The sequence below is a fragment of the Ktedonobacter sp. SOSP1-85 genome, from assembly GCF_016587415.1.
Classification (GTDB): Bacteria; Chloroflexota; Ktedonobacteria; order Ktedonobacterales; family Ktedonobacteraceae; genus Ktedonobacter.
Genome location: NZ_BNJI01000003.1, coordinates 1,238,312 through 1,261,267, shown reverse-complemented (window position 1 = coordinate 1,261,267; position 22,956 = coordinate 1,238,312). Strand labels below are relative to the sequence as shown.

Here is a 22,956-nt window from a genome sequence, read left to right as displayed (position 1 = left end):
ATGGAGATGAGCGCACGCAACCGCCTCAAAGGAACCGTCAAGTCGCTCAGGGAAGATGGTCTGATGGCCCAGGTCACCGTTGAACTGCCAGATGGTCAGAGCATCACCTCAATCATCACTCGCGATGCGGCTCAGGCCCTCAGCCTGCAACAGGGCGATGCCGTCTACGCCATCATCAAATCCACCGAAGTCATGATCGGGAAGTAGATATCCAGCAAAAAGATGCAGGGGCAAACTGCTCCTGCATCTTTTTGCTGGATACCTGTATTTGCTCTTAATTTAAAAGATTCTGTTCTTTGAGGTGATCAAAAATAATCTTGTCTACTGGGGAGCTTTTCTCCCGGTCGCTGTGGGTGAGCCATGCAATCTCTTCGATCTCGCTTGTCGCTGTGAGTTGACCGTCGAAGTCTGCGGTGTAGCAGCGCATTTGTACTTCTATACCTTCAGCATGTCCATGTGCCTGGGCTACGAACTCGCCGAACAATTTGATTGTTTCGGGTATCAGGTCTACGCTTAGTTCTTCTTTGATCTCCCGAATTAGGGCCTCCTGGTCACTCTCTCCCTGCTCTCTTTTCCCGCCAGGGATGTAGTAGGTGTCTTTGTTCTTGGAGCGTGTGCTGAGAATGCGTCCATCTACGGTATAAATCCAGGCCAGTTTATCAATAAGCATTTTCTAGTATCCTTCTAGATAATATTCTTAGATTGCTTGGTATGAACGCTTCTTATTGTATCGCAGATACCCCATCAAGAGAATCCATATGAGGAATTTCCCCTAGGTTTCCTTTCTAAGCAGGTGGCATCATGGAGTGGATCTGCTAAGAAGGGCCCACTCCACCTGTTTTGCGAGCCTGAATTTTTCCAAAGATATTCACAATGATCACGCCTGAGATAGCGATCACACCTCCTACCAGGGCAAGCCATGTGGGCCATTCTCCCAGTCGAGCCGATTTGCCTGGTAACTCAAATGATCTGGCACAAACAAAAATGGCTGTCGCCCACTCTTCAGGCCTTCTTACAAATCACACGCCAGGTACTGATGCAGCCTTGAGGCGCCCGCATAGCAAGTCTTTGGGTAAGGGTATGGGGATGGACGTGGCGAATCCCACGTCCATCCCCATACCCTTACCCCTGAGCGCCGCAGGCGCGAAGGCAGTTACTTGACGTTCCTGGCTTTATCTATATACAATCTCAACACAACATTATTTCAAAGACGGGGGAAGAGCAATGAGCAATGAGGCTGATGTAATCATCGTCGGGGCCGGGCTGGCTGGCCTGGTTGCGGCCGCGGAACTTGTCGACGCGGGCCGACGCGTCACTATCCTTGAACAGGAGCCAGAGGCATCCTTTGGTGGGCAGGCCTTCTGGTCCTTCGGTGGCCTGTTCTTCGTCAACTCGCCTGAGCAACGGCGCATGGGTATTCACGATTCTCATGAACTCGCGCTACAGGATTGGATGGGGAGCGCGGGCTTTGACCGCGAGGAGGACCACTGGCCCAGGCAGTGGGCGCGAGCCTATGTTGATTTCGCGGCAGGCGAGAAATACTCCTGGCTACGTGCTCAGGGCCTGCGCCTATTTCCTATAGTCCAATGGGCGGAGCGAGGCGGCTACCTGGCAGGTGGGCATGGCAACTCTGTGCCGCGCTTCCATGTCACATGGGGTACAGGTCCAGGGGTACTGGAACCGTTTATCCGGCGCGTGCGCGAAGGGGAGAAGCGCGGGCTGGTACGCCTCTGTTTCCGCCATCGCGTTACCAGGCTTGCTATCAGCGGTGGCGTGGTGACTGGCGTGCACGGCGAGGTGCTTGAGACCAGTAATGTCGCACGGGGTGAACGCAGTTCGCGAGAGGTGGTAGGCCAGTTTGATTTCGGCGCGCAGGCGGTGATTGTCACCTCGGGAGGCATTGGCGGTAACCATGAACTGGTACGACGCAACTGGCCGCAGCGTATGGGGCCACCTCCGCAAAATATGCTCTCAGGTGTACCCGATCATGTGGATGGACACATGCTTGAGGTAGTTGAGCAGCAGGGCGGACACATTATCAATCCTGATCGCATGTGGCATTATCCCGAGGGTATTATCAACTATGCGCCGGTCTGGACGCGCCATGCTATTCGTATTTTGAGTGGACCCTCTCCGCTCTGGCTAGATGCACACGGACATCGCCTACCCGTGCCCCTCTTCCCCGGTTTCGATACGCTGGGATCTCTGCAACATATCACTACCAGTGGATATGATTACTCCTGGTTCCTGCTCAACCAGCGCATCATTGAGCGCGAGTTTGCCCTCTCTGGCTCTGAGCAGAATCCCGACCTGACTGGCCGCAGTATCCCCCTCGTCTTTAGCCGCGTTCTACCCGGAGCGCCCGCACCAATCGAGGCTTTTAAAAAGCGCGGCGTCGATTTCATTGTGCGCTCGACGTTGCCAGAACTCGTACAAGGTATGAATGAGCTGACTGGCAATACCCTCATCGATGAGGCAGAACTAGAACGTGAAATTAAAGAGCGTGATCGACAGATTGCGAATCCCTTCGCCAAGGACTTGCAGGTCACGGCTATCCGTGGCGCGCGTGCGTATTCTGTGGATAAGTTTATCCGCGTAGCGAAGCCGCACCGCATCCTTGACCCCAAGGCTGGCCCCTTGATTGCCGTGCGCCTCTCAATTCTCACGCGTAAGACGCTGGGAGGGCTGGAGACTGATCTCTCTGGTCGTGTGCTTCAGGCCAACGGTGAGCCGCTACCAGGCCTCTACGCTGCGGGCGAAGTGGCCGGTTTTGGCGGTGGCGGTGTGCATGGTTACCGCGCTCTGGAGGGAACCTTCCTTGGCGGCTGCATCTTCTCTGGCCGAACCGCAGGTCGGGCAGTTGCGCAAAGCGTGTTGTAAACAATATCAGCTTAGTTATAAGAGAGATCCAAAAATAGGGAGCGGTTGGAGGTATAGCATATGCCTGGCAAGGAGGCAATAAATGAACAAAGTGTTTATCACCTGCTTATCAAAACATTCTTTCTTTTGGATGATAGTGATCGCCAGTTCTTCGCAGCCTATGGCCTGAGTACGCGTCAGTACTGGGCGCTGCAACATCTGGATGAGCAGCAGGGCCGTTCAATGGTAGACTTGAGTCGGGTTCTATTTACGGACAAGAGTAATGTGACGGGTATTGTAGACCGTCTGGAGCGCCTGCACCTGGTAGCACGTACGGCGGACTCCAGGGATCGCCGGGTCATCCTGATCACACTTACTCCCCAGGGGCGTGAGTTGCGGGATACTTTGCAGACGCAGTATGATGCACGCATTCAGGAGCACCTGGGCGTGATAGACCCCAAGGACCTACCGGCAATCCTGGCATCTCTGCAAGCGGTCTGTCTCAATGTCGAGGCTTACCTGGAGAAGGTAAAGGAGTAAAAGCTAACATTGCTGGTGGCCAAACGGTCGCCAGCAATGTTAGCTTTTACTCACTCAGGCACGTGCCTCAGAAAAAGAAGCCTCCCTATCTGAAAAGGCTTCCGGTGCCTTTAAGAGCGTCATGCTCATCCATACAAGTGCGCAATAAAAGACAAGTGAGGCAATGAGGGTTACAATGCCTGCTTCCTGAAGCGTGCCTCCTATGGCTTGAACGAGAAGCGTTGCCAGGAGCAAGAGAACGGGCCAGCGAGGAAAAATTTCCGTGCGTAGGCTTGAGAGACAGAAGATGATGCCTCCCACCAGTTGGAGCAGGGAGCTGACCAGGAAGAGCCCCCCCAACCCACCAGGTCCTTGAGCTAGCTTGGGATCCATATTTGCCAGCCAGGGAACCAGAAAAACGTTGAGCATAGTGGCGTCAATATTCAAAAGGAACATCCCCAGGCTAAAGCCAATGAAGCCGATCAACCCTCCAATTCCTACGCCTGGCAACTGTCGAAGGAAGAGTGCGGGCAAGCACAGACAGGCTATAAGTCCACCCATAAGCAGAAGGAGACCACCTGCCAGGGCCAGTGTATCATTCTGCCCACTCAAGAGCTGACAGATGTGAGCCAGAATAATCAGGCCGGACGCACTTATAAGGCCAAATCCACTCAAACGGAAGAGCACTTGTGGAGAGAGCATAAGATTGAAACCTCCTTTGAAGGCAGTACATGTTCTATGTTATTGTTTCTCCCTTTAGCATAGAGTACTGCTCCAAACGAACCAGCTCGATGAAATCGCCTTATAAGCTAGCTTAAGCCAAGTTAAACGAGGCCATAATCTCGCGTTGCACCCAATGGCCTCAAAATCGTATTTTCTTACCCCGAATTTGCCCCATTTTAAACTTTGTATTTAGGTCTTCCACTGCCGCGCTATGCATTGACGGCATAACATGGCTGTAAATATTCATGTTGTCTCGTCGGATGGGGTTGCTCAATGTTCAGTTTTGATTGAGGTGACGCAGGGCAGCCTGAGCGGCAAAGTAGCCGCACATACCGTGGACACCCCCTCCTGGCGGTGTGGAGGAGGAACAGATATAGAGGCTCTTATCGGGGGTGGAGTAGGGCGTTGGCGAGATGGTTGGGCGGGTGAACATCTGCGTGAGATCCTGCATGCCGCCGTTAATATCCCCACCAATATAGTTGGCGTTGTAGCGTTCCATTTCCATGGCATTGGTGGTGTGTCGAGCCAGGATGCGGTCGCGAAAGCCAGGGGCGAAACGCTCAATCTGTGCCTCGATGCGCTCACTCATATCAACATCCGAGCCATTGGGGACATGGCAATAGGCCCAGACTGTGTGTTTGCCTTGGGGAGCACGCGTCTCATCAAAGAGGCTCTGTTGTGCGAGTAGAACAAATGGACGCTCAGGATGTTCCCCTCGCCAGATCGCGCGCTCACTCCTGGCAATCTCGTTGAAGGTGCCACCGACATGGACCGTACCAGCTCTCCTGCACGCGTCAGCACTCCAGGGAATGGGGCCGTCGAGCGCGAGATCGAGCTTGAAGACGCCCGGACCGTAGCGATAATGCTGCAATTGGCGTTTATAGAGGCCGGAGAGATGACTTCCCGCGATGCGCAGAAGTTGGCGTGGGGTGATATCGCAGAGGATGACGCGCGCCGGGGGGAGCGTGTCGAGTGATTTCACCTCCATGCCCGTGACAATTTCACCGCCCAGGTCGCGCAGATAGGCCGCGAGCGCGTCAACAATCTTGTGTGACCCTCCACGCGGGATAGGCCATCCCACCGCGTGAGCCAAGAGGCCCAACATCAGGCCCGCCGCCGCACTGGAGGGCGTATTGAGAGGGAGCATCGAATGGCCGCTCATGCCCGCGAAGATCGCGCGAGCTGCCGCTCCTTTAAATTGAGTTTGCGTCAGACCGCTGGCCGAGCGCAAGGCCGCCAGGCCAAAGTGCGCTATTTTGAATGGGTGCAGCATCGTCTGTGGGCGCAATGGTCCAAGAAAGGCGTTGATGATGCTTTCCCAATTATCGAGAAGTGGTTGCATCAGTTTGGTATACGCTGTGGCATCCACACCCAGGCTGGCGGCGGTCACCTCCAGGCTACGGGCCACCAGTGCCGCCTGCCCATGGTCGAGCGGGTGGGCCAGGGCAAATTCTGGCTGAATCCACTCGATGCCATAGCGAGCGAGCGGTAGGGTGCGAAAGAATGGCGAGGCCAGCCCCATGGGGTGGATCGCCGAGCACACATCGTGGGTAAAGCCAGGCAGGGTGAGTTCGGCTGACCGGGCGCCGCCGCCGATCTGTTCTTTGGCCTCAAGCACGAGGACCGAGCGACCTGTGCGCGCAATGGTAATGGCGGCTGCGAGGCCGTTGGGTCCTGAGCCGATGATAAGCGCGTCATACGATGGTTTTGTAATCATAAAAAGAGTCTTTCCAGAAGCTATTTTCTACTAAGATCTTATTCCGAACACCAACCACCTGAAGGTGTCATGGTGTCACTTGCGTGACTAGCGCTTCCCCCATTCGGGGGCAAGCGGTGGCACGGCAAGCGCGCTCAGGATTTTCGGATAAGAAGTCGTCAGAAAAAGGCGGGTGAAAGTGCGCCGCACTCTCGCCCGCTTACAGCTATTTCCCATGTCGCCGAAACCAGAGCGCTGGATGGGTCAGCAGGTGAACTTGTGTGCGAATGGCCGAATTATGCCAGATGTTTTTGGCTTGTGACCAGCTCCATTTTTTATCAACGCAGATGGTTTCCGTTTGCACAGGCGCTTCCACCTGGAAGTGCTTCGCCAGCTTTCCTAGCGTATGCTCCCAGAAGATATCCTCCTGCTTATGTCCGCCGAAACGCAGTCCTAGTTCATAAATGGGATCGCTGGCGCGCATTAAGACCTGAGCCTGGACGAGGGTCTCTCCTTTCTCTTTATACGCGCTAAAGGTAATCCAGCCAGCAAACATATGGCCTTGAGGTGTCATCAGGGTAAAGCTCTCATCATCAGCATACAACACCAGCACGCCAGTTGAGAGTGGCATCCCGCCCACTGCCAGGTTGAGGAGTGCCACTTCACCCGGTGCAATCCCTGTCAGTGGGCCAAAGAAGCGCGAATTCGTGGGCCAGAATTCGGCGAAGTGTTCTTTCCAAACAGCAATGACGGTCTCTGGCTCTACCTTTGTGCCTGCTAAGGTGGCACGGTAGGTTTTCTGCCACATCGAACCAAAGCCCTGGAGTGGCCCGGTGATTTGTCGACCATCGACGTTGAGGTTCAGCGCTCCGCTCGGGGCATTTTGTATCCGTAGCGTGTGTGTATGTTGTGGGGCCCAGTTTGCCGTATTACGGGGCTGGCTCCCTTTCGCAGGCGGTTGTGGGGTTGTCATCGGGTCTCTCTCCTTTTAAAGAAGCGTGGCCGATTCTCCGTCACGGTTCCAGCGGAACGGAGCGCTTTGATGGCCTCGTTTTCGTTCGCATAAAGCTGGATAGAATCGTTAAGACGGGTCAATTGAAAAATGTTCTGATAGTGTTCGCTTAACCCATACCCGAAGAGTCGCTGTTTCTGGCGATTTGCGCGAATCAGCAACGTGACGATCAGGCCAATACCACTACTATTCATATACTCCATTTCGCTAAAATTGAGAATAATCGCGTGGATATTTGGCGTGTTGACAGTGTTGTACATCTCCATCAATATGCCTTCCGCGAACGCATTGAGTTCGCCCTGGATATCGATGATGCCGGCAATCCCGTTGACTGTGCGTGCTTGCATAGTTACTTTGGCTTCTGGCATGCTTTTTTCTGCCTCCTGCAATTGCTACATAATGTAACAAAAACGACACTGTTTTTACGTAGATTGGCTGGATTTACTCATGTCTTGCGTGAGAGCGCTTGCCTCATCGGGGAAGATGTGTAAGAAATCGGCCAGGCGGGTGACCTGGAATATTTCCACATAATGTTCGCTCAGGCCACAGGCGAGCAGACGACGGTGCTGTTTGCGGGCGCGGGCGAGCAGACTGACAATCAGCGCGATACCGGTGCTGTTGATATAGTTCACACCGTGAAAGTTGAGCAGAATGACCTCTAAGCCATATGCCTCAGCTTCGGCATACGCGTTGTTCAACACACTTTCAGCCTGGGCGTTGATCTCGCCATGCAGGTCCACAATAGAGACGCTTGGTTGGTGACGGATCGCGGCTTTAAGCACTTTGGGGGGCATGGGGGCCTCCTTCCAGGGACATCACAAGTTCGATGGTATGGGTATGTTCGTCGTTGAGAATGCGCATCTCATCGACCATATTCTGGATCAAGAACAGGCCCCAACCACGGGGCGATTGTAATTCAGCGAGCTTGGCCTCGATATCAGGCGTTTCTGGAGCCTGAGTGGGTTGATAACCACCTTGATCGCTGATCCGTACCGCGATGGCCTGCTCTGACGAGAGGAGTTGGAGGGTGACAGGGGACTCCGGGCGGTAGTGGTTTCCATGTTCCATAGCGTTCATGGTGGCCTCTGCCACCGCTGTTTTGAGCTGCTCCAGACGACGTTCTGGCAGATGAAAGGGCTGAACACGCTGGGTTATATATGAGATTGCGATCCGTTCATTGCCCATTGCGCTGGGGATAGACCATGTTTCTAGGGGCTGCCAGCCATCTCCGCTTTCAATGGACCCTTCATGGATTTCGGGCTTCCTCAGAATCTCGGTTGTTTCCTGGAGGTTCTGCACCGGGACGTGTTGTAAGGTCACCAGGGTGATATCATCCTCCTGTTCCCAGTCTGCTCCAGTAAAGGTGCTGAGCTCTGCGCGCAAGTAATCGATAGGAGAGTTTTCGTCCTGGTACGCGCCAAGCAATGTAATCAAGCGCGGAAAGCCAAACATGTCGCGGGTAGGATTGTGCGCCTCAACCAGGCCATCGCTATAGAGCAGCATGCTTTCGCCAGGCGCCAGGGTGACTTCTTTCTCTTCATAGAACATACCAGGCATCAACCCCAGGGGCATACCTGTGGCGCGTAGCTCGCCTACCTCGCCCTCGTGCCAGCGATAGGGCAGGTCATGCCCGGCATTGGCATAGCGCAGGAATCCACTCTGAGGATCGAGAATGGCATAGAAACACGTGACAAACATTCTCTCCGGAATATCGGGAAAGAGTAAATCGTTGGCGCGTTCCAGAACGGCGCCGGGAGAGAGATCTTCCTGGGCCGAGGAACGCAGGATACTGCGGGTGGTCGCCATAACCAGGGCGGCAGGAATGCCCTTATCGGTCACATCGCCAACGACAATCCCCAGCCGGCCATCTTCATAAGGGATAAAGTCATAGAAGTCGCCACCAACCGCGCGCGCTGGCTGATAATAGGCAGTCACTTGCCAGTTGGGCAGGTCGGGCAGTTCTTTAGGTAGCAGTGTTTGTTGAATGATGCGCGCCACCCGCAATTCCTGCTCAATGCGTTCGCGTTCGCGGGCTTGTGCCTGTTGATCCAGAACCATCTGGGCGACACGGAGAGCGGGCGCGGCCTGGGTTGCCAGCGAGTTCAGCAGTCCTTTGTCATAACTGGAGTAGTCCTGCTCACTCAAACGTCCTCCTAGATTGATCAGCCCAACCAACTCACCCTGGCTCACCAGCGGCATCGTCAGCTTGACTCCTGCTTCTTTGAGTTCGCGCAGAATTGGCGAATCGAGATGCAGTTTCTCGACCTCAATCGCGCCGGGCGAGCTCAGAAAATAGGCAACAAGCGCGTCGTTGGGCGCGATGTTTACGGCCTGCGAAACAACGCGCTGTGTTGCGGGTAATACAGGCGTCGGGAGAGCTTGCTTTTTTTGGGTGCTTCGCCGGAAAGGTATTCTCTGGCGAATGTACTGGAAAAATGTTGCCATCTCGAACTCCAATATTCTTTACGATGTATCTTTCCTTCGTAGTATAGAGTCTGCACGTCCTCTAAACGTTACGGTAAAGAGGAATGTTCTCACACCTTTCTCGTAACGTTTTTTGCCAGCAATAAGAGAGAATAATTTCTCGTAACGTTTTTAGGACGACCAGGAAGTATAATCAAAAACGAGAGAGAGCATTTCAGCAACGCTCTACTACAAGAGAGGACTATTTGCCATGGCAACGGCTAGTTTCGAGGCCCATATTCGGCACCAGGCGCGGGTTGCGATTATCGATTTACAGGGGGAAATCAACAATTTCGCGGCGGATACGCTGGATAGTGCGTATATGGAAGCTGTCAGCGGACACCCTGAAACGATCTTGCTGAATTTCAGTCAGGTAGATTATATGAACAGTGTTGGAATCGCGCTGATCGTTGGGATGCTCAAACGCGCTCTTAAAGCCAAATGTCCCCTGATGGTGTACGGTCTGAGTGAGCATTTTGTGGAGATTTTTCGCATTACGCGTCTGGCCGATTTTATGCTCATCTTCTCTGATGAGGCACAAGCATTGAATAGTATCCCTCCATCTCGATCATAGAATTTGGGTGGCTACCACTCGACCAATTTCCAGATCTCTGGCTGCATCGCGCCTGCTTCTCCGTCGATTTCGGTGTAGATGCGGGCGGCAAGCTTAAGCTGACTCATTGCCTCATCGGTGCGCTCGGCTTCGTGCAGGAGGTCAGCCAGGTTGCTATGCAGGGCAGCTTCGCGGTGGCGATCACCCTGGGAATGACAGAGTGCCAGGGCCGTTTCCGTGAGCGCAATGGCGCGTACAATCTCCCCGCTGGCTCGGTAAGCCAGGGCCAGGTTATTCAGGGCGGCGGCCTGAATGCTGGCGTCTTGCAGATTTTCCGCCAGGGCCAGGCTGCGTTCCAGATGAAAATATGCTGTGGTCATCTCTCCCTGGCTATTGGCAAGAATGCCCAACATATTGTGTGCCTGGGCCAGTGCGTGGGTATCGTTGGCCTGTTCAGCCAGGTCGAGTGCTTGCTGTGCCAGATCGTGTGCCTGCTGGATATGTCCATGATGGTGGGCAGAGAGACTCCAATCGGCGCATACTCGTGCCTGCTCCTCCTCTGATCCAGCCTGCGTTTGGAGTAGGTGGAGGGCGAGGGCAAAGTGTTCTTCCGCAAGTTGCCAATTCCCCCGACGCTCATAGATCTTGCCTTGTTTCTGTTCCAGAATAGCGCGTGGCGTGGCACTGAGAGCTTTGGCAGCCCGATAACTTTTGAGGGCTGTTTCATATTCCCCCAGGAAGGTATACAGGCCAGCAATGGTTTCAAGCAGTTCGGAGCTTGTGGGATGGCCCAGCGCCAAGGCGGTGTGAAAATGGGCCAGGGCCTCCGTGTGTCTGTAGAGAGAACGCGCATACTCGCCAGCCTGACAAAAATAGGTGGCTGCCAGGGCTCGCTGGTTGGCCGCCTGATAGTGCAAAGCGATCTGGCCCGCGAGTATCCCGAGCTCACGTTGTCCACGCATACGCGCCACCAGTGTCTCTGCGGTGCGACGGTGAAGCAGGCGGCGGCGAGCCAGAGTGATCCCGTCGTACACCAGACTGCGCATTTTTTCATGACAGAAGTCGTAGATGAGCGTGGGTTCGTTGCTTAAAGGGTAGTGGTAAGACGTAGGCAGATTGCCCATCTCTTTAACCAGACCTATGCTGATCAGTTCTTCCAAACCACTCACCGTCTCTTCCTCGCTGCGACCGCTGACCTCACAAAGGGTATCGAAGTCGAAGGAACGCCCGATGGTTGCGGCGGTTCCCAAGAGTTGCCGGCTGGTCTCCCCAACTGCTTCCAGGCGCGAGTTGAGCAAGTTACGCACGCCGCCGGGCAGGCTCCATTCGGTGTCTTCTGCCTTGATCGCTCCAGTAGTCAGAGCGGTGAGATATTCAGTCAGGAAGAGCGGCACGCCCTCGGTTTCCTGGTAGAGCTGGCTGGTAAAATGCGGCGGGAGATCCACACCACTGGCCGCAATATGGCGTACCAACCGCTCAACGGTTGGTTGATCCAGGCGGGCCGGGGTGAGGAGCCGCGCTTTGCCGCTCTGCTGGGCCTCTGCTAAGGGACGCTGAAAACGTTGACTGATAGTCTGCTGGTTGTTGCGCCAGGTAAGGAGCAGGAGGAGTGGTTTTTCGTCAAACCGTCTGATCAGATAGCCGAGAAATTCCAGCGAGGCTGCATCGGCCCAGTGAATATCATCAAAAAAGAGGAGGCCAGGCGCAGATAGACGAGTATCAGTGCAGAGGGCAAGCCAGACCTGGCGCAGTCCCTCGAAAAAGCGACTCTGCGCGCCAGGACTGGCAAGTGGCTGGGGCGAGGGCACATCGGGACGCTGCTGCGCCAATTCGGGAAGGAGCCGTGTGGCCTCGCTCAGCCAGTGGGAAGCAAGCTGGTCGTGCCAGCGAGAATCTTGCTGTTGATTGATGGCAACGCGTAGCCCTGCCGCAATCGGCCCGTACGCGAGATCGACTTCACCCTCGTAACAGCGCACGCTCACCGTCCGGGCACCCCTGGCTTTTGCCTCGGCAACCAGATCTTCGGCTAAACGTGTTTTGCCGATCCCGGCCTCTCCTTCAAGCGCGACAATATATCCAGAGGGAGCCTTTTCAGCGTAAATAGAGAGCAGTTCCGCCCACTCGTTCTCGCGCCCAACCAGGGGATAATCGAACGAGGCCAGGTGTGGTTCATCTGACTGCTCTAGCGGCAACGCGTGACTGGCGGTAGCCGCGTTTTGGGAAAATGGCTGGCGTCGCTCTGGCGGTGGTGATTGGTGGTTTTCCTTGATGGCTTCATAGAGCTGTATGGTTGCTTCCAAAGGAGTCACGCCCAGTTCTTCATCGAGTGCTTTGACGCATTCCTGGTATTGCTGGATGGCGGTGGAGCGCTGACCAGACCAGGCGTAGAGCTGCATTAAATAGCGATGTGCTGGTTCATGGAGGCGATCCAGGGAGAGTAAACGCCGGGCCTGGGTGATCGCCAGGCCTATTTCTCCACTGGCGATATACGCGAGGACCAGTTGCTCCAGGGCGCCAGCGAGCTCGCGTCGTAAGCTATCGGCCTGATAGAACTGCCAATCGTCAAAGGGCGCGCTATCTGAGAGCGAAAAGCCAGCCATAAAGCTATCGCGGTAGAGCGTCACTGCGCGATTCAGCCCTGCAAGGCAGTTCGCGCAAAGTTCTCCCGCCTGGTGCTGATGCGTGTGATAATCGGTCAAGAGGGAACTGAACGCCTCGACATCCAGCCAGAAACCATCCTGCTGCTTGAGTCCGATTGTCTCACGGTCAATCTGGAGCCACGCACCCGCGAGGGCTTTATGCAGGGAGGAAAGCGTGCGGCGCAGGGTGGCACGCGCGTGGGGCTGGTCATACTCCGGCCAGAGTAATGTCGCCAGCGTATCGCGGCTGTGCGTCTGGCGTGTCATCGCCAGATAAGCCAGGAGCGCGACCGCTTTGCGTGTATCGGTAGTGACGGGGTTGCCATCGAGTTCTATCAACGGCGGCCCAAAGAGCGAGAGAGTCAGCCGAGACATCGAGTACCCTCATTTTGGAGATAATAGAGATCTGTATCATGGCGATGTATAAGCGCGCACCTCTGCTATGGATATCATTGTAAGCTATACAATGGAGGATTACAAGAGAAGAGAAGAGCGATTAAGAAATAGAAGCGTATTTCGTGATTTGGCGAGTGGAAAGACGGGACAATCGTGCGTAACGATTTTGAGATGGTTGTGCGGTATTCTCTATCGGTCATTTCATAGGAGGGAGTTCATTCCTGCCCTGGTGAAGCGCTTTCACTCTCCCTTCCCGCAGGCGAACACAGCCAGAGCGAGACTGATGCCGGCTGCACTGTCTCCTGTATAACCGCCATAATCTGCCCACTAAGCTGTGCCAGATCGGTCTGCTGATGCAGGGTGGCGCTAAAGGCTTGCAGGGTGCGCTGGGCATCGTATTTCTGGCGGTAGAAACGCCGATCTATCACATTTTGAATGCCCCGACGCAAGGGTTGGAAGAGCACCGCCACGACCAGCGTTGATACCACGATCGCAATCCCATCGCTTTTGCCGATCATGCCCATGAGTAGGGCCTGCGCACCAAAGACCAACCCAAAGTACACCGCTGCCAGAATGAGCGTGAGTAAGCCATAAACCAACGTGCGATTGATCAACACGTCGATGTCCCACAAGCGGTAGCGTAGCAGAGCAATGCCGACGCAAATCGGTGCAGGCAGATAGTAACAGCGGTACAGGGGAACAATCGCGACTTGCAGAAGAGAATCACGAGAAGAGAGTGCTGGAAAGAGTTGGAAGGCCAGAGCAGAGAAAACGGTTGTCAGAAGCAACAGACCGAAGCCAGGGATGATCCATTTGATCTGTTGGCGCTGTTGTGGAGAGGCGACTCGCCTGTAGCGATAAATTTGTGTAGAGGCCGATCCCCCAAACACTAGAAATAGCCAGCCGCTCTGGAGCAGAAGCGGCCAGTTGAGAATATTAAGAGATCTTGGAGCAAGCCAGAAGAAGGCGTTTACGGCCCAGAGACTAATCAAAGCCCACGACCAGCGCGGAACCAGGCGGCCATCAGGAAAGGTGAAGAAGAAAAAAGCCAGGCAGGGATAGTAGACCAGCGTCAACACTATCCCAAAAATTTGGAGAACGAGGGGACCATCATTTGGCACAGCGTCTGCACGCGCAAACGAGGCACCAAGTGACCCGATATTGATCAAGAAGAAGGACATAAACAGGCCCATCCAGGTCGTGTGCTTATGCCACATAATCAACGCGCCAAATAGCAGGAAGATGCACGTAGTCAGGATCTCCCAACTCAGGACATAGAGGGCATAATCATGGATCGAGAGGTTGGCCCTTTGGAGTGCTGAGACAAGCTGGGGAGTAAGCTGGTCAGATTGACAATCCGCCACAGGCCCAACGCAGACGGTGTGTAGCATCTGGTAGTATGGTGCCCAGCTCACGATAAGCGTATAGAGATCATTGAGTACAAGAATAACCCAGATCGCCTGCAAGACACGGAGCCACACCCCACCAAGTTGGATCTCTCCTTTGTTTGCTACTGTCGGAAGCGAGATCTTTGGCGATGTAAGAGTAGATTGTGACATAAACAGCTTCCTCTCTTCCTACAAAATCAGTTGTTGGTTTCTTTTCGCTGGCAATAGGTGCGCGATACAAAAATAGCAGGCCAAGTAAAAACGATGCCTATATAAATTTCTTCAGGTTCTTCAGGTTCCTCGTGCCAGAGCCATTTTTGCTTTGCCTCTGCTCATTCCTGCCCTGGTGGCGCACCGTCGCTCTCCTTTCCAACAGGGCCACGCAGCCAGAGCGAAATGTGAGCGGGTTGTATGGTCTCTTGCACGATGACAACAATCTGTTCACTGAGCTGTGCCAGGTCAGTTTGCTGGTGCAGGGTGGCGCTAAAGGCTTTCAGCGTGCGCTGGGCGTCGTATTTCTGGCGATAGAAACGCCGGTCGATGCCATTCTGAATGCCCCGGCGCAACGGTTGGAAAAGTATAGCCACAATCAGAGTTGATCCCACGATCACAAGATCATCATTTTTCCCAACGATACCCACCAGCAGCGCCTCTCCGCTAAAGACCAACCCCAGGTAGATTCCCGCCAGAATGAGCGTGAGCAGACCATAGACCAGTGTGCGATTGATCACGCGGTCAATATCCCAGAGGCGATAACGCAACAGGGCCACGCCTATGGCGAGGGGGATTGGCAAGTAGTCGAACATCAATGTAAAGGGGTCAGCCAATTGTAGAATAGAATGTGGTCCGTTCAAAATCTGAAGAAGATTCTCAAGCGGGAGAACTACAAAGACAACCAGTCCAAAACCGAATGCCAGCCATTTAATTTGCTGACGCTGGAGAGGCGAGGCGACAAAGAAATAACGATAGAATTGTGCCCCTACTGAACCTCCATAGACTAAAAGTATCTCTAATAATTGGAGGAGTGGCGGCCAGTTTTGGAAGTTCCAGGGCGAGGGTAAAAGGTAAAAAACAAACTGGACAACAAAAAGGCAGGGAAAAATCCAGGACCAGCGAGGGACCAGGCGTCCATCGGGAAAAGTGCAAAAGAATAGACCGAGAGCAGGCCATACGAGCAAACTTAGTGCCCCACTCAAAATGCTCAAAAAATCGTAGATCAGAAAAATGAGATTGCTCGAGGGCAGAAGGCCAGGAAGTGCATTTGTGTGTACCAAGTCAGCCCCCAAACCGCCAAAAGTGATGAGCAGGCTCGAGACAAAGAGTCCCATCCAGTCATTTGATTTATGCCAGAAGATCAAGGCACCGACGATCAAAAACAACAGCGTGATAAGCAAATCGCACGTTACAGTATATACCGCGTACGCTCCGGGGGAGATCCCCAGGAATTGGGCCGTAGCCATTTGTGTGGGAAGAAGTTGCAGACTGCTGCAAGTGGCCCTGGTCAGATCAAGACATGGTTTCTGCACCTGGATTGTCAGGGCAGGGACACCAAGGATCAGAACGATCAGATCGGTGAATGCGATGGCTGCCCAGATTATTCTGGCAATGACCAGCCCCCACCCTCTTAGGGGTTGAGGCCCCCTGGTGCTCGCTGTACTCGTCTCTTTTGCCTGTTTCTTCCGTGAGTTCGCCATACGTTTCCTCTTTTCTACTTGAATGGGTATTATGAGTATAACGGAGCGAACGTCCGAAAAACGTTACGGCTCCCCACAACGCTATTTGTCCATACTAAAACCATTTTTACCTGACCCCACAAGGTACTCACGTAACTGCTGCACATCGGCTTTCTGCCTTCTCTGGATGTTCCCTTTTTCGAGGTATACTGTACGTGGGCGCACCCAATTCCTTGCTGCTCAGCGCCTCCTGAGCGCTCTTCTCCATTACCTGGACACTGCACCCAAGTGTGTACCCAATGTGATTAACACAGATGCACTTTAGTTGACACCGTTTTACAACTTTGGGGCGATCCTGAGCTTAAGCAGGCGAGCGGTAAGGGGTCCAAGTATAGGAAATTAGGGCCGAATAAATACTGTTTAGTACTATTTGTAGGATACAATGAAAATTATTGGGCCTCGTTCATGAGGAGGATAGCCGTATATTATGGTGGTTATGGCGATAATCATCATCTATATTTTTTTGTGGCTATGCTCTAAACTATGGATGGCTGCCTGATTTGGCCTACGGATTTGCTTACGGACTTATAAGTAGGCTTTTAAGTATAAAAGCGAAAAATAGAGTGGAGATCTTACTATGTTACTGGCGGGTGATATTGGTGGCACCAAAACCCATCTGGCGATTTTCTCCTCACCAGGCGAACTGCGCACACCTGTAGTAGAGAAAACCTTTCCCAGCGCGCGCTATGCAAGCCTGGAGGTAATGGTTAAAGAGTTTCTCACACAAGTTGATGTTCAGGTCGATCGGGCCTGTTTCGGCGTCGCGGGCCCCATCATGAATGGAAAAGCCAAGATTACGAACCTGCCCTGGGTCATGGATGAAGAGGAGATGCAGAAGAGCCTGGGCATTCCTAAGATCTGCCTACTCAACGATCTGAGCGCCATGGCCTATGGTGTGCCTCTATTAGAGGAGCAGGATATTTATACCCTGAACGCGGGTACGCCTCGACCGGGGGGACAATCGCGGTCGTCGCGCCGGGCACTGGCCTGGGCGAGGCCTTCCTGGTGCATAATGGCTCACGCTACATCGCGCATCCCAGCGAGGGCGGCCACGCCGACTTCGCTCCACTCAATGAGCGCGAACTCGACCTGCTCCGCTTTATGTTGCAGCGTTCGGCACATGTCAGCTATGAGCATGTCTGCTCGGGTATCGGATTGCCGAACCTCTATGCGTTCTTGCAATCAACGGGAGCCTATGAGGAGCCGGACTGGCTGAGCGATCAGCTCTCGCTGGTCTCAGACCACACGCCAATCATCGTCAAGGGCGCCGTAGAATCGGCGGCTCCCATCTGCATCGAGACACTTAAGACGTTTGTCTCGATTCTGGGAGCTGAGGCGGGAAACATGGCCCTCAAAGTGCTCTCCAGCGGTGGCGTCTATATTGGTGGCGGCCTGCCCCCACGCTTCCTCTCCCTCTTCACGGATGGCTCATTCATGCAAGCCTTCCTGGCCAAAGGACGCATGGGTCAGATGCTCTCACACTACCCGGTATACATTATCTTATACCCCAACGTGGCCCTCATCGGCGCCGCCGCCCACGGTTTCACCCTGTAGTAATAAGAAAAGAGGGGCGAGGTACAGGCAAGCGCCTGTACCTCGCCCCTCTTTTCCTTACTCTCTGACTAGAAATCTGTGAGGAGGTAAGGTATAGTAAGCACAAGCGTATCTGCGAAGTCTCCAGGCGCTTTTGCTGTATTATTTGTGGCATTCCTTTCCCAACAGAGAAGGAAGTGAAAATGCAGACTCAGTCAATTATGGTGACTATCCTCAGGCGTATATTTTTCCTCGAAATTGTTCCGTTTATTTGCATCTTTGGTATTAGCTTTCTTTTTATGCCCATGGATTCGATGCGAACTCTCACGATAGTCTTTCTTGAGGTGGCCTTGCATGCTATTTACTTTTTTGTCTTTGCGATAAAGGGGCTGACAACGCTTGTGGAACGGATATTAAACGCGATTATGGACTCCAAACCCAGGGCAAAGCGCGAAACAGAAGCAAACTAAGAGGTTGATATTTAGTGCGATTTTATAGGGAACTGGCAGAGGGCAATTATGCAAGACCATCCTAAGCTCATCTGGGCGATGTACATTGTTTGTCTGGAGATTCTGCTGCTGGTCCTGCTTGTTGGCGTGAATCTATTTCTCCATGTACTGTCTTTGCAATCATTTATCATAGAGGAGCTAATCATCAATGCTGTGATCTTCTCTCAGTTAGCTGTGCAGCTAGCCATGCGACGTTGGATTATGGGCAGACGGAAAGAGAGGGAGTTATGGCGAACGAAGAACAACTTGCCCACCTGAAGCAAGGCGCGGAGCACTGGAATGTCTGGATACAAGGGCGAAAGTTGGGCATTCCTGATTTAGCGGGTGCCGATCTTAGAGGGCTTGATCTCAGTGAAGTTATTCTCTACAATGCAGACCTGAGCGGTGCTAACTTGAGTGGCACACTACAGCCGCACTTTTTTAGGGCAACATTCGGCTAGAAAGCCTTTGAAGAAGCATGTTGTTGAGGTTTTAGAAGGATGGGACGTGGGTTTGCAGTGTCTGGGCCATGTGCTCTAGACGATCAATCGTGAGATCCTCAGTGTGTCTAAGAGTGTATTCGTAAAGGCGCTACGAGACGCTCGATCTGAGAAAAGCATACCTGACAAAGGGAACAGACGCAACAAACAAGCATCGAAGGATGCCCCTGGGCGAACACTCCTCCTGGCGAGTATTTCCTTAGGGCGTAAACTGTTTCCAATGGCCTTCGGAGACCACTTCGACTGCTCCGTCGAGCACTTTAATGGCGGTTTGATCGTCAATCGCGTAGGACGGCACCGGCATGCCGGCGGCCCATCTTTCTGCGTGGGTCAAGGTATTGTACGGCAGATCGGGATTGTCCAGGTGTGGAAAAATCGCAAAATCAACCAGTCCCAGCGTTCTATCTCCACCGGTGGGCGGCTTCCAGCCAACGAAGTCCTCCCCGATGTTGGGGGTCATTACCATGCTCCCGGCGCTCAGTCCCACATAGACCGTCTCGCGCCCAAGCTCCGGTAAGAGGTCGGCCAGTCCGGATTGCCGCATCCAGTAGCATAAATACATGGGATCGCCACCGTTCACCAGCAGGACGTCCGTCTCCCGGACCATGGGGATCCAGAGCTCTTTATCGATGCTGGGCAACGCGGTGAGCTCCAGCACTCCCAAGGACTTCCATCCTAATTCGCACATGGGGGTATCGGGTTCTTGTCCGCTGATGAATCGCCATGCGTTGATGGCACCACCGCGCTGAGCGTAGTTCGCAGTGGGGATGCAGAGGGCGCTGGACTCGGCAATTGGTTTGCCCAGTAGATCGACCAGCGTGTTGTGGATGCTCGTGTTTTTGATGCCAGCCGAGGTGAGAAGCAATTTCATGATGGTTTCCTTTCCTGTCCATGAAGAGCTGAAAGTCTTTTCCAGTCCCATTACATGCAAGTCATTCTATCGCCTTGCAGAGCAAAAAACTTCTCCTATCTTGCTCTTTCCCGGCTTCGAGCCATGTGCGGAGTGGGCATGAACCGGCCTCAAAGGTTCACTTCAGAGATTACAAGCGAGGCAATTTTTTTCTAACGGATACATTCAATATGTGCCAATGAGCCGATGACATCCCCGTCAAAAAGAAGTGCGGCTGTAGTGTGGCACAATCCTCACCGATGCCAACCTAGATTCTGCTGATTTGGCCAATGCTAGCCTTCGAGGGGCGATCCTGAGAAAGGCCACCTTTGATGATGCTCTTCTCTCTAGTGCCGATTTGAGCGGCGCTGACTTGAGCGAAGCAGACTTCAGCGCGGCCTCTTTACAGGGGATTGATCTTAGAGGGGCTAATCTCTACAAAGCAAATTTCAATGCAGCTACTCTCTGGGGAGGCAATCTGTCAGGGGCTAATCTCAAAGGAGTTATTATCTACCTTAGCAATTTTAGTGGCTCAGTCCTGAATGGTGCTAATCTCGAGGATGCTTTTATCTCCGATTCCGAGTTCAGCGATACTGACCTGAGTGGTACCAGCCTTAAGGATGCCTTTATCTCTGACACAGATTTTACCGGTGCCAATCTGAACAGAGCCAATCTTAAAAATACCAGCCTGGACGATGGTAAGCATTGAAAAAGGGAATTTCTTATGGCAGATCAAGAACACATAGAGCATTTGAAGCAAATGGCCGAGCATTGGAATAAATGGAGGCAGGAACAAGGAGTTATGCATCCAAATCTGCATCATGCCAATCTAGATGCTGTTTATGCGAGCGATGTGGATCTGAGTGGGGCTTATCTAAATGATGCTAGCCTTATTGGTATTTATCTGCGCCGTGCCAATCTCAGTCGCGCTAAATTGAACGGTGCTAATCTCTCCAATTCGAAACTCAATAATATTGTTCTCAGTAACGCCGACCTGAGCGATGTAAATCTTAGACATGCCGATCTAAGTGGAGCTAACCTGAGTGGGGCAGACTTGAGTGGCGCGGATCTTACCAATACTAATTTAAGTGGGGCCAACCTGAGTGGAGCGAGTCTGCTAGCTACAATCTTCCGCAGAACTATTCTCATAGGAACCAGGCTAATTTCCACAACCATGGAGGATACAATCCTGGCTGATGTAGATCTCAGCCAGGTAATCGGCCTTGAAACCATCATTCATGAAACACCATCTACGATTGGCATAGATACGCTTTTTCGCTCGGCGGGCAATATCCCAGAGGCATTTTTGAGGCAAGCTGGCATCACCGACGAGGCGACCATAGCACAACTGCTTTCCCTGTCAAAACAAAAGAAACTATAGAGCAGCAATAGCCGCGTACGCCAGTAACGGGATTTTTCATCTCAGTTTAATCTCAGGAAAATCTCAGCCTGTTTTCAGGGCTGGATTGTACAATAGGGACAAGGTATTTCTGGCGGGTGTTCTGTTATGTGTCGATACGCTAAAGGGGCTGATCGATGTCTTTGCTCTTGAAGAGATACCTTTTAATTTGCCCGAGAAAACGAGGGCAAATTTTTTTGCCTTTTAATTTGGGAAATCTGGCATAAAGCTAAAAATGATCGAGGCCACTGCCTGGTGCGGAGCAGTGGCCTCGATACGAGAGAAGGGTAAATGTGAGTTGTCTCTTCCTATGTCTCCCTTATGCTCATACTATAATGCATAAAGATGAACTGATACTGTGACAAAGCTGAATTAGATCTGAGAATTACAATTTGTGTATTTACCCCCTGGGGGTAAATACACAAAAATTCCCTCGATGGGTCCAAGAACCCATATATATGGTGTCTTTATACTGAAGACATAAATGCACCAGGGTAGATTGATGTGATGAAGGTGCTGATAGCACATCCAGGTATTGCAGGCAATGCTGGCATGTTCAGGATGACTTCAGTTTCTTCTAAGTATCAGTTAATACGTTGCGACTACACTATGTAGCATCGTACAAAATTGCCTGCTACACACGGCACAAAAGTATCTTTTAACATACGTCGAATTCAGGAGGTTAGGATCGTGAAAGCAACTCTACATGAGGAGAAGGAAATGACTCAGGGTGATGAACTATTGACGGTGCGCGAGGTGGCGCGCCATCTGCGGGTGGACGATACAACGGTACGGCGCTGGATTAAGAGTGGCGCTCTGGAGGCGGTGACGCTGCCGCACCGTGGCAAGCGCCGTGGCTATCGTGTGCGCAAAATGACCCTCGATACCTTGCTCAATAACTCCACACTGCCCGCATAATCGAGAGCAGGGTAACTATTCAGTACTCCTCGCATCATACAGAAGCCTTACGCAGTCAGGAATTGTATCCAGGCGCGGCAAGACCCACCAGTTGAGGAGGCTGAATAGTTACAGGGGCAATGTTATTGATGAGCTGGTGTGATGTAGTGTTCTTCTCCACTTTGAGATCTGATACCCACGATTTGATATCTAAACGGACTTTGCGTTTATACATATGTCCATATAAATGGATGGACGCACATAGTCGAAGAGTTATAGAGAAGTGAGAAACCACGCCAGGAGGTGGAGGTTTCTTTATTGCATGGTAATGAGTAAAGAGGTACATCTGACGTTTGTAATGTGCTAAAAATGTGATACTACTATAGTATAGAAATGTCAGGGGAAGAGGCGGAAGCGCATGAGGATGTAAACCTTTGCTCAGGGGATACAGGGCTGTTGTAGGCAGGTTGTAATACAATCAACGTTCGCTGAAAGGCATAGATACAGTGTTCTCATTAATAGCGGGTTTTAGTATTGTAGAATTGTTAAAGATTGTCCTGGCGGACCTGGCGCTTAGTGGCGACAATGCGCTAGTAATTGGCGCCGCGGCGGCGGGCCTGGATAAACGGCGTCGCTGGTGGGCTATTATGCTTGGTGGTGGGAGCGCCATTCTGTTGCGTATTGTGTTCACAGTAATTGCCTCGGTCCTGTTAGGCTTGCCGCTTCTCCAGGCCATTGGTGGCGCTATTTTGCTCTATATCGCGATCAAGCTTCTGTTGGAGCGGGGCGAGAGGGCTCAATCAGACCAGGGGCAACAGGTGGTCTCTGAGCAGGAGAAACCTGGCAAGAAGCGTAATAGCCTGCGGAGCGCCTTACTGACGATCCTGGTCGCCGATGTCACGATGAGCCTGGACAATGTTCTGGCCGTTGCTGGTGTTGCTGACGGTCATATTCCTACTCTGATTGTAGGCCTCTTGCTGAGCGTGGCTTTATTGCTCCTGGGAAGCGCACTGATATCCGCCTTGATGTCGCGCATCCCCTTACTCCTGGACCTGGCGGCCCTGGTGCTGGCCTGGACGGCGGGCCATATGCTGCTCGATGATCACCAGGTTGGCCCGATCCTGCTGCATATCCCCTCGGCAGATATTGTATTTCCCATCGTAACAATCATGCTGGTCCTGATCGCAGACATCTTTATATGGCGACGCGAAGCACTGGCCAAACAGGCCGCCCCCAGTAGCCGCGTACGCAAGTAGCGGATCCCAACGC

General features: G+C 52.8%; 20 protein-coding genes and 1 pseudogene. 10 read left to right on the top strand and 11 right to left on the bottom strand.

Going from position 1 to position 22,956, the window contains the following annotated elements; genetic code table 11:
* A complete protein-coding gene (locus KTE_RS43590; protein ID WP_201393299.1) occupies window positions 1–207 on the top strand; it encodes a molybdopterin-binding protein in 207 nt (68 codons plus the stop codon).
* 67 nt (window positions 208–274) lie between these two features.
* Here KTE_RS43590 and KTE_RS43585 read toward each other — a convergent pair whose 3' ends face one another.
* A complete protein-coding gene (locus KTE_RS43585) occupies window positions 275–670 on the bottom strand; it encodes an NUDIX domain-containing protein (RefSeq protein WP_201393297.1) in 396 nt (131 codons plus the stop codon).
* A gap of 554 nt (window positions 671–1,224) precedes the next feature.
* Here KTE_RS43585 and KTE_RS43580 point away from each other — a divergent pair.
* Both KTE_RS43580 and KTE_RS43575 read left to right on the top strand, forming a co-directional pair.
* Window positions 1,225–2,880 carry an FAD-binding dehydrogenase gene (locus KTE_RS43580; RefSeq protein ID WP_201393295.1) on the top strand — a complete coding sequence of 552 codons (1,656 nt, stop codon included), beginning with the start codon at window positions 1,225–1,227 and terminating at the stop codon, window positions 2,878–2,880.
* Window positions 2,881–2,940: 60 nt separating this feature from the next.
* Complete coding sequence (locus KTE_RS43575) at window positions 2,941–3,399, top strand: MarR family winged helix-turn-helix transcriptional regulator (RefSeq protein ID WP_201393293.1); 459 nt, start codon at window positions 2,941–2,943, stop codon at window positions 3,397–3,399.
* Between the two features lie 54 nt (window positions 3,400–3,453).
* On the opposite strand, the gene KTE_RS43570 is transcribed toward KTE_RS43575, so the two are convergent.
* From KTE_RS43570 to KTE_RS43545, 6 genes are all read right to left on the bottom strand, one after another.
* A complete protein-coding gene (locus KTE_RS43570; protein WP_201393290.1) occupies window positions 3,454–4,080 on the bottom strand; it encodes a hypothetical protein in 627 nt (208 codons plus the stop codon).
* Window positions 4,081–4,378: 298 nt separating this feature from the next.
* A complete protein-coding gene (locus KTE_RS43565) occupies window positions 4,379–5,818 on the bottom strand; it encodes an NAD(P)/FAD-dependent oxidoreductase (RefSeq protein WP_201393288.1) in 1,440 nt (479 codons plus the stop codon).
* A 205-nt stretch (window positions 5,819–6,023) separates the two neighbouring features.
* Complete coding sequence (locus tag KTE_RS43560) at window positions 6,024–6,770, bottom strand: hypothetical protein (RefSeq protein ID WP_201393286.1); 747 nt, start codon at window positions 6,768–6,770, stop codon at window positions 6,024–6,026.
* Entirely contained in the window at window positions 6,767–7,177 is a 411-nt protein-coding gene (locus tag KTE_RS43555) for an STAS domain-containing protein (RefSeq protein WP_201393284.1), read from the bottom strand. The genes KTE_RS43560 and KTE_RS43555 overlap by 4 nt, the downstream gene beginning before the upstream one ends.
* A gap of 54 nt (window positions 7,178–7,231) precedes the next feature.
* Window positions 7,232–7,603, bottom strand: coding sequence for an STAS domain-containing protein (locus KTE_RS43550; RefSeq protein WP_201393282.1), 372 nt, complete (start codon window positions 7,601–7,603; stop codon window positions 7,232–7,234).
* Window positions 7,584–9,254: a SpoIIE family protein phosphatase gene (locus tag KTE_RS43545; protein ID WP_201393280.1), complete on the bottom strand. Its 1,671-nt coding sequence runs from the start codon at window positions 9,252–9,254 to the stop codon at window positions 7,584–7,586. The genes KTE_RS43550 and KTE_RS43545 overlap by 20 nt, the downstream gene beginning before the upstream one ends.
* Window positions 9,255–9,483: 229 nt before the next feature.
* Here KTE_RS43545 and KTE_RS43540 point away from each other — a divergent pair, with 229 nt between their 5' ends.
* Complete coding sequence (locus tag KTE_RS43540) at window positions 9,484–9,846, top strand: STAS domain-containing protein (protein ID WP_201393278.1); 363 nt, start codon at window positions 9,484–9,486, stop codon at window positions 9,844–9,846.
* 11 nt (window positions 9,847–9,857) lie between these two features.
* Here KTE_RS43540 and KTE_RS43535 read toward each other — a convergent pair whose 3' ends face one another.
* From KTE_RS43535 to KTE_RS43525, 3 genes are all read right to left on the bottom strand, one after another.
* Entirely contained in the window at window positions 9,858–12,839 is a 2,982-nt protein-coding gene (locus tag KTE_RS43535) for an AAA family ATPase (protein ID WP_201393276.1), read from the bottom strand.
* A 236-nt stretch (window positions 12,840–13,075) separates the two neighbouring features.
* Window positions 13,076–14,419, bottom strand: a complete 1,344-nt coding sequence (locus tag KTE_RS43530) for a hypothetical protein (RefSeq protein WP_201393274.1) — start codon at window positions 14,417–14,419, stop codon at window positions 13,076–13,078.
* 161 nt (window positions 14,420–14,580) lie between these two features.
* The gene (locus tag KTE_RS43525) at window positions 14,581–15,942 is read right to left on the bottom strand and encodes a hypothetical protein (RefSeq protein WP_201393272.1); all 1,362 of its coding nucleotides are present in this window, start codon (window positions 15,940–15,942) and stop codon (window positions 14,581–14,583) included.
* Between the two features lie 616 nt (window positions 15,943–16,558).
* Here KTE_RS43525 and glk point away from each other — a divergent pair.
* Both glk and KTE_RS43515 read left to right on the top strand, forming a co-directional pair.
* Window positions 16,559–17,535 (top strand): annotated as a pseudogene (gene glk / locus KTE_RS48545) (glucokinase).
* Between the two features lie 715 nt (window positions 17,536–18,250).
* Window positions 18,251–18,463: a pentapeptide repeat-containing protein gene (locus KTE_RS43515; protein ID WP_201393270.1), complete on the top strand. Its 213-nt coding sequence runs from the start codon at window positions 18,251–18,253 to the stop codon at window positions 18,461–18,463.
* Between the two features lie 238 nt (window positions 18,464–18,701).
* Here the strand turns inward: KTE_RS43515 and KTE_RS43510 are convergent, their stop codons facing one another.
* Window positions 18,702–19,373, bottom strand: coding sequence for a Type 1 glutamine amidotransferase-like domain-containing protein (locus KTE_RS43510; protein ID WP_201393268.1), 672 nt, complete (start codon window positions 19,371–19,373; stop codon window positions 18,702–18,704).
* Between the two features lie 268 nt (window positions 19,374–19,641).
* On the opposite strand from KTE_RS43510, the gene KTE_RS43505 reads away from it, so the two are divergent.
* The 4 genes from KTE_RS43505 (at window position 19,642) to KTE_RS43490 (ending at window position 22,943) form a co-directional block, all read left to right on the top strand.
* Window positions 19,642–20,100 (top strand): pentapeptide repeat-containing protein, encoded by a 459-nt coding sequence (locus KTE_RS43505; RefSeq protein WP_255553093.1) that lies wholly within the window; start codon window positions 19,642–19,644, stop codon window positions 20,098–20,100.
* Between the two features lie 15 nt (window positions 20,101–20,115).
* On the top strand, window positions 20,116–20,772 hold the full coding sequence (locus KTE_RS43500) for a pentapeptide repeat-containing protein (RefSeq protein WP_201393264.1): 657 nt from the start codon (window positions 20,116–20,118) through the stop codon (window positions 20,770–20,772).
* A 708-nt stretch (window positions 20,773–21,480) separates the two neighbouring features.
* Window positions 21,481–21,708, top strand: a complete 228-nt coding sequence (locus KTE_RS43495) for a helix-turn-helix domain-containing protein (protein WP_236600994.1) — start codon at window positions 21,481–21,483, stop codon at window positions 21,706–21,708.
* 485 nt (window positions 21,709–22,193) lie between these two features.
* Window positions 22,194–22,943 carry a YjbE family putative metal transport protein gene (locus KTE_RS43490; protein WP_201393262.1) on the top strand — a complete coding sequence of 250 codons (750 nt, stop codon included), beginning with the start codon at window positions 22,194–22,196 and terminating at the stop codon, window positions 22,941–22,943.
* Window positions 22,944–22,956: the final 13 nt, after the last annotated feature.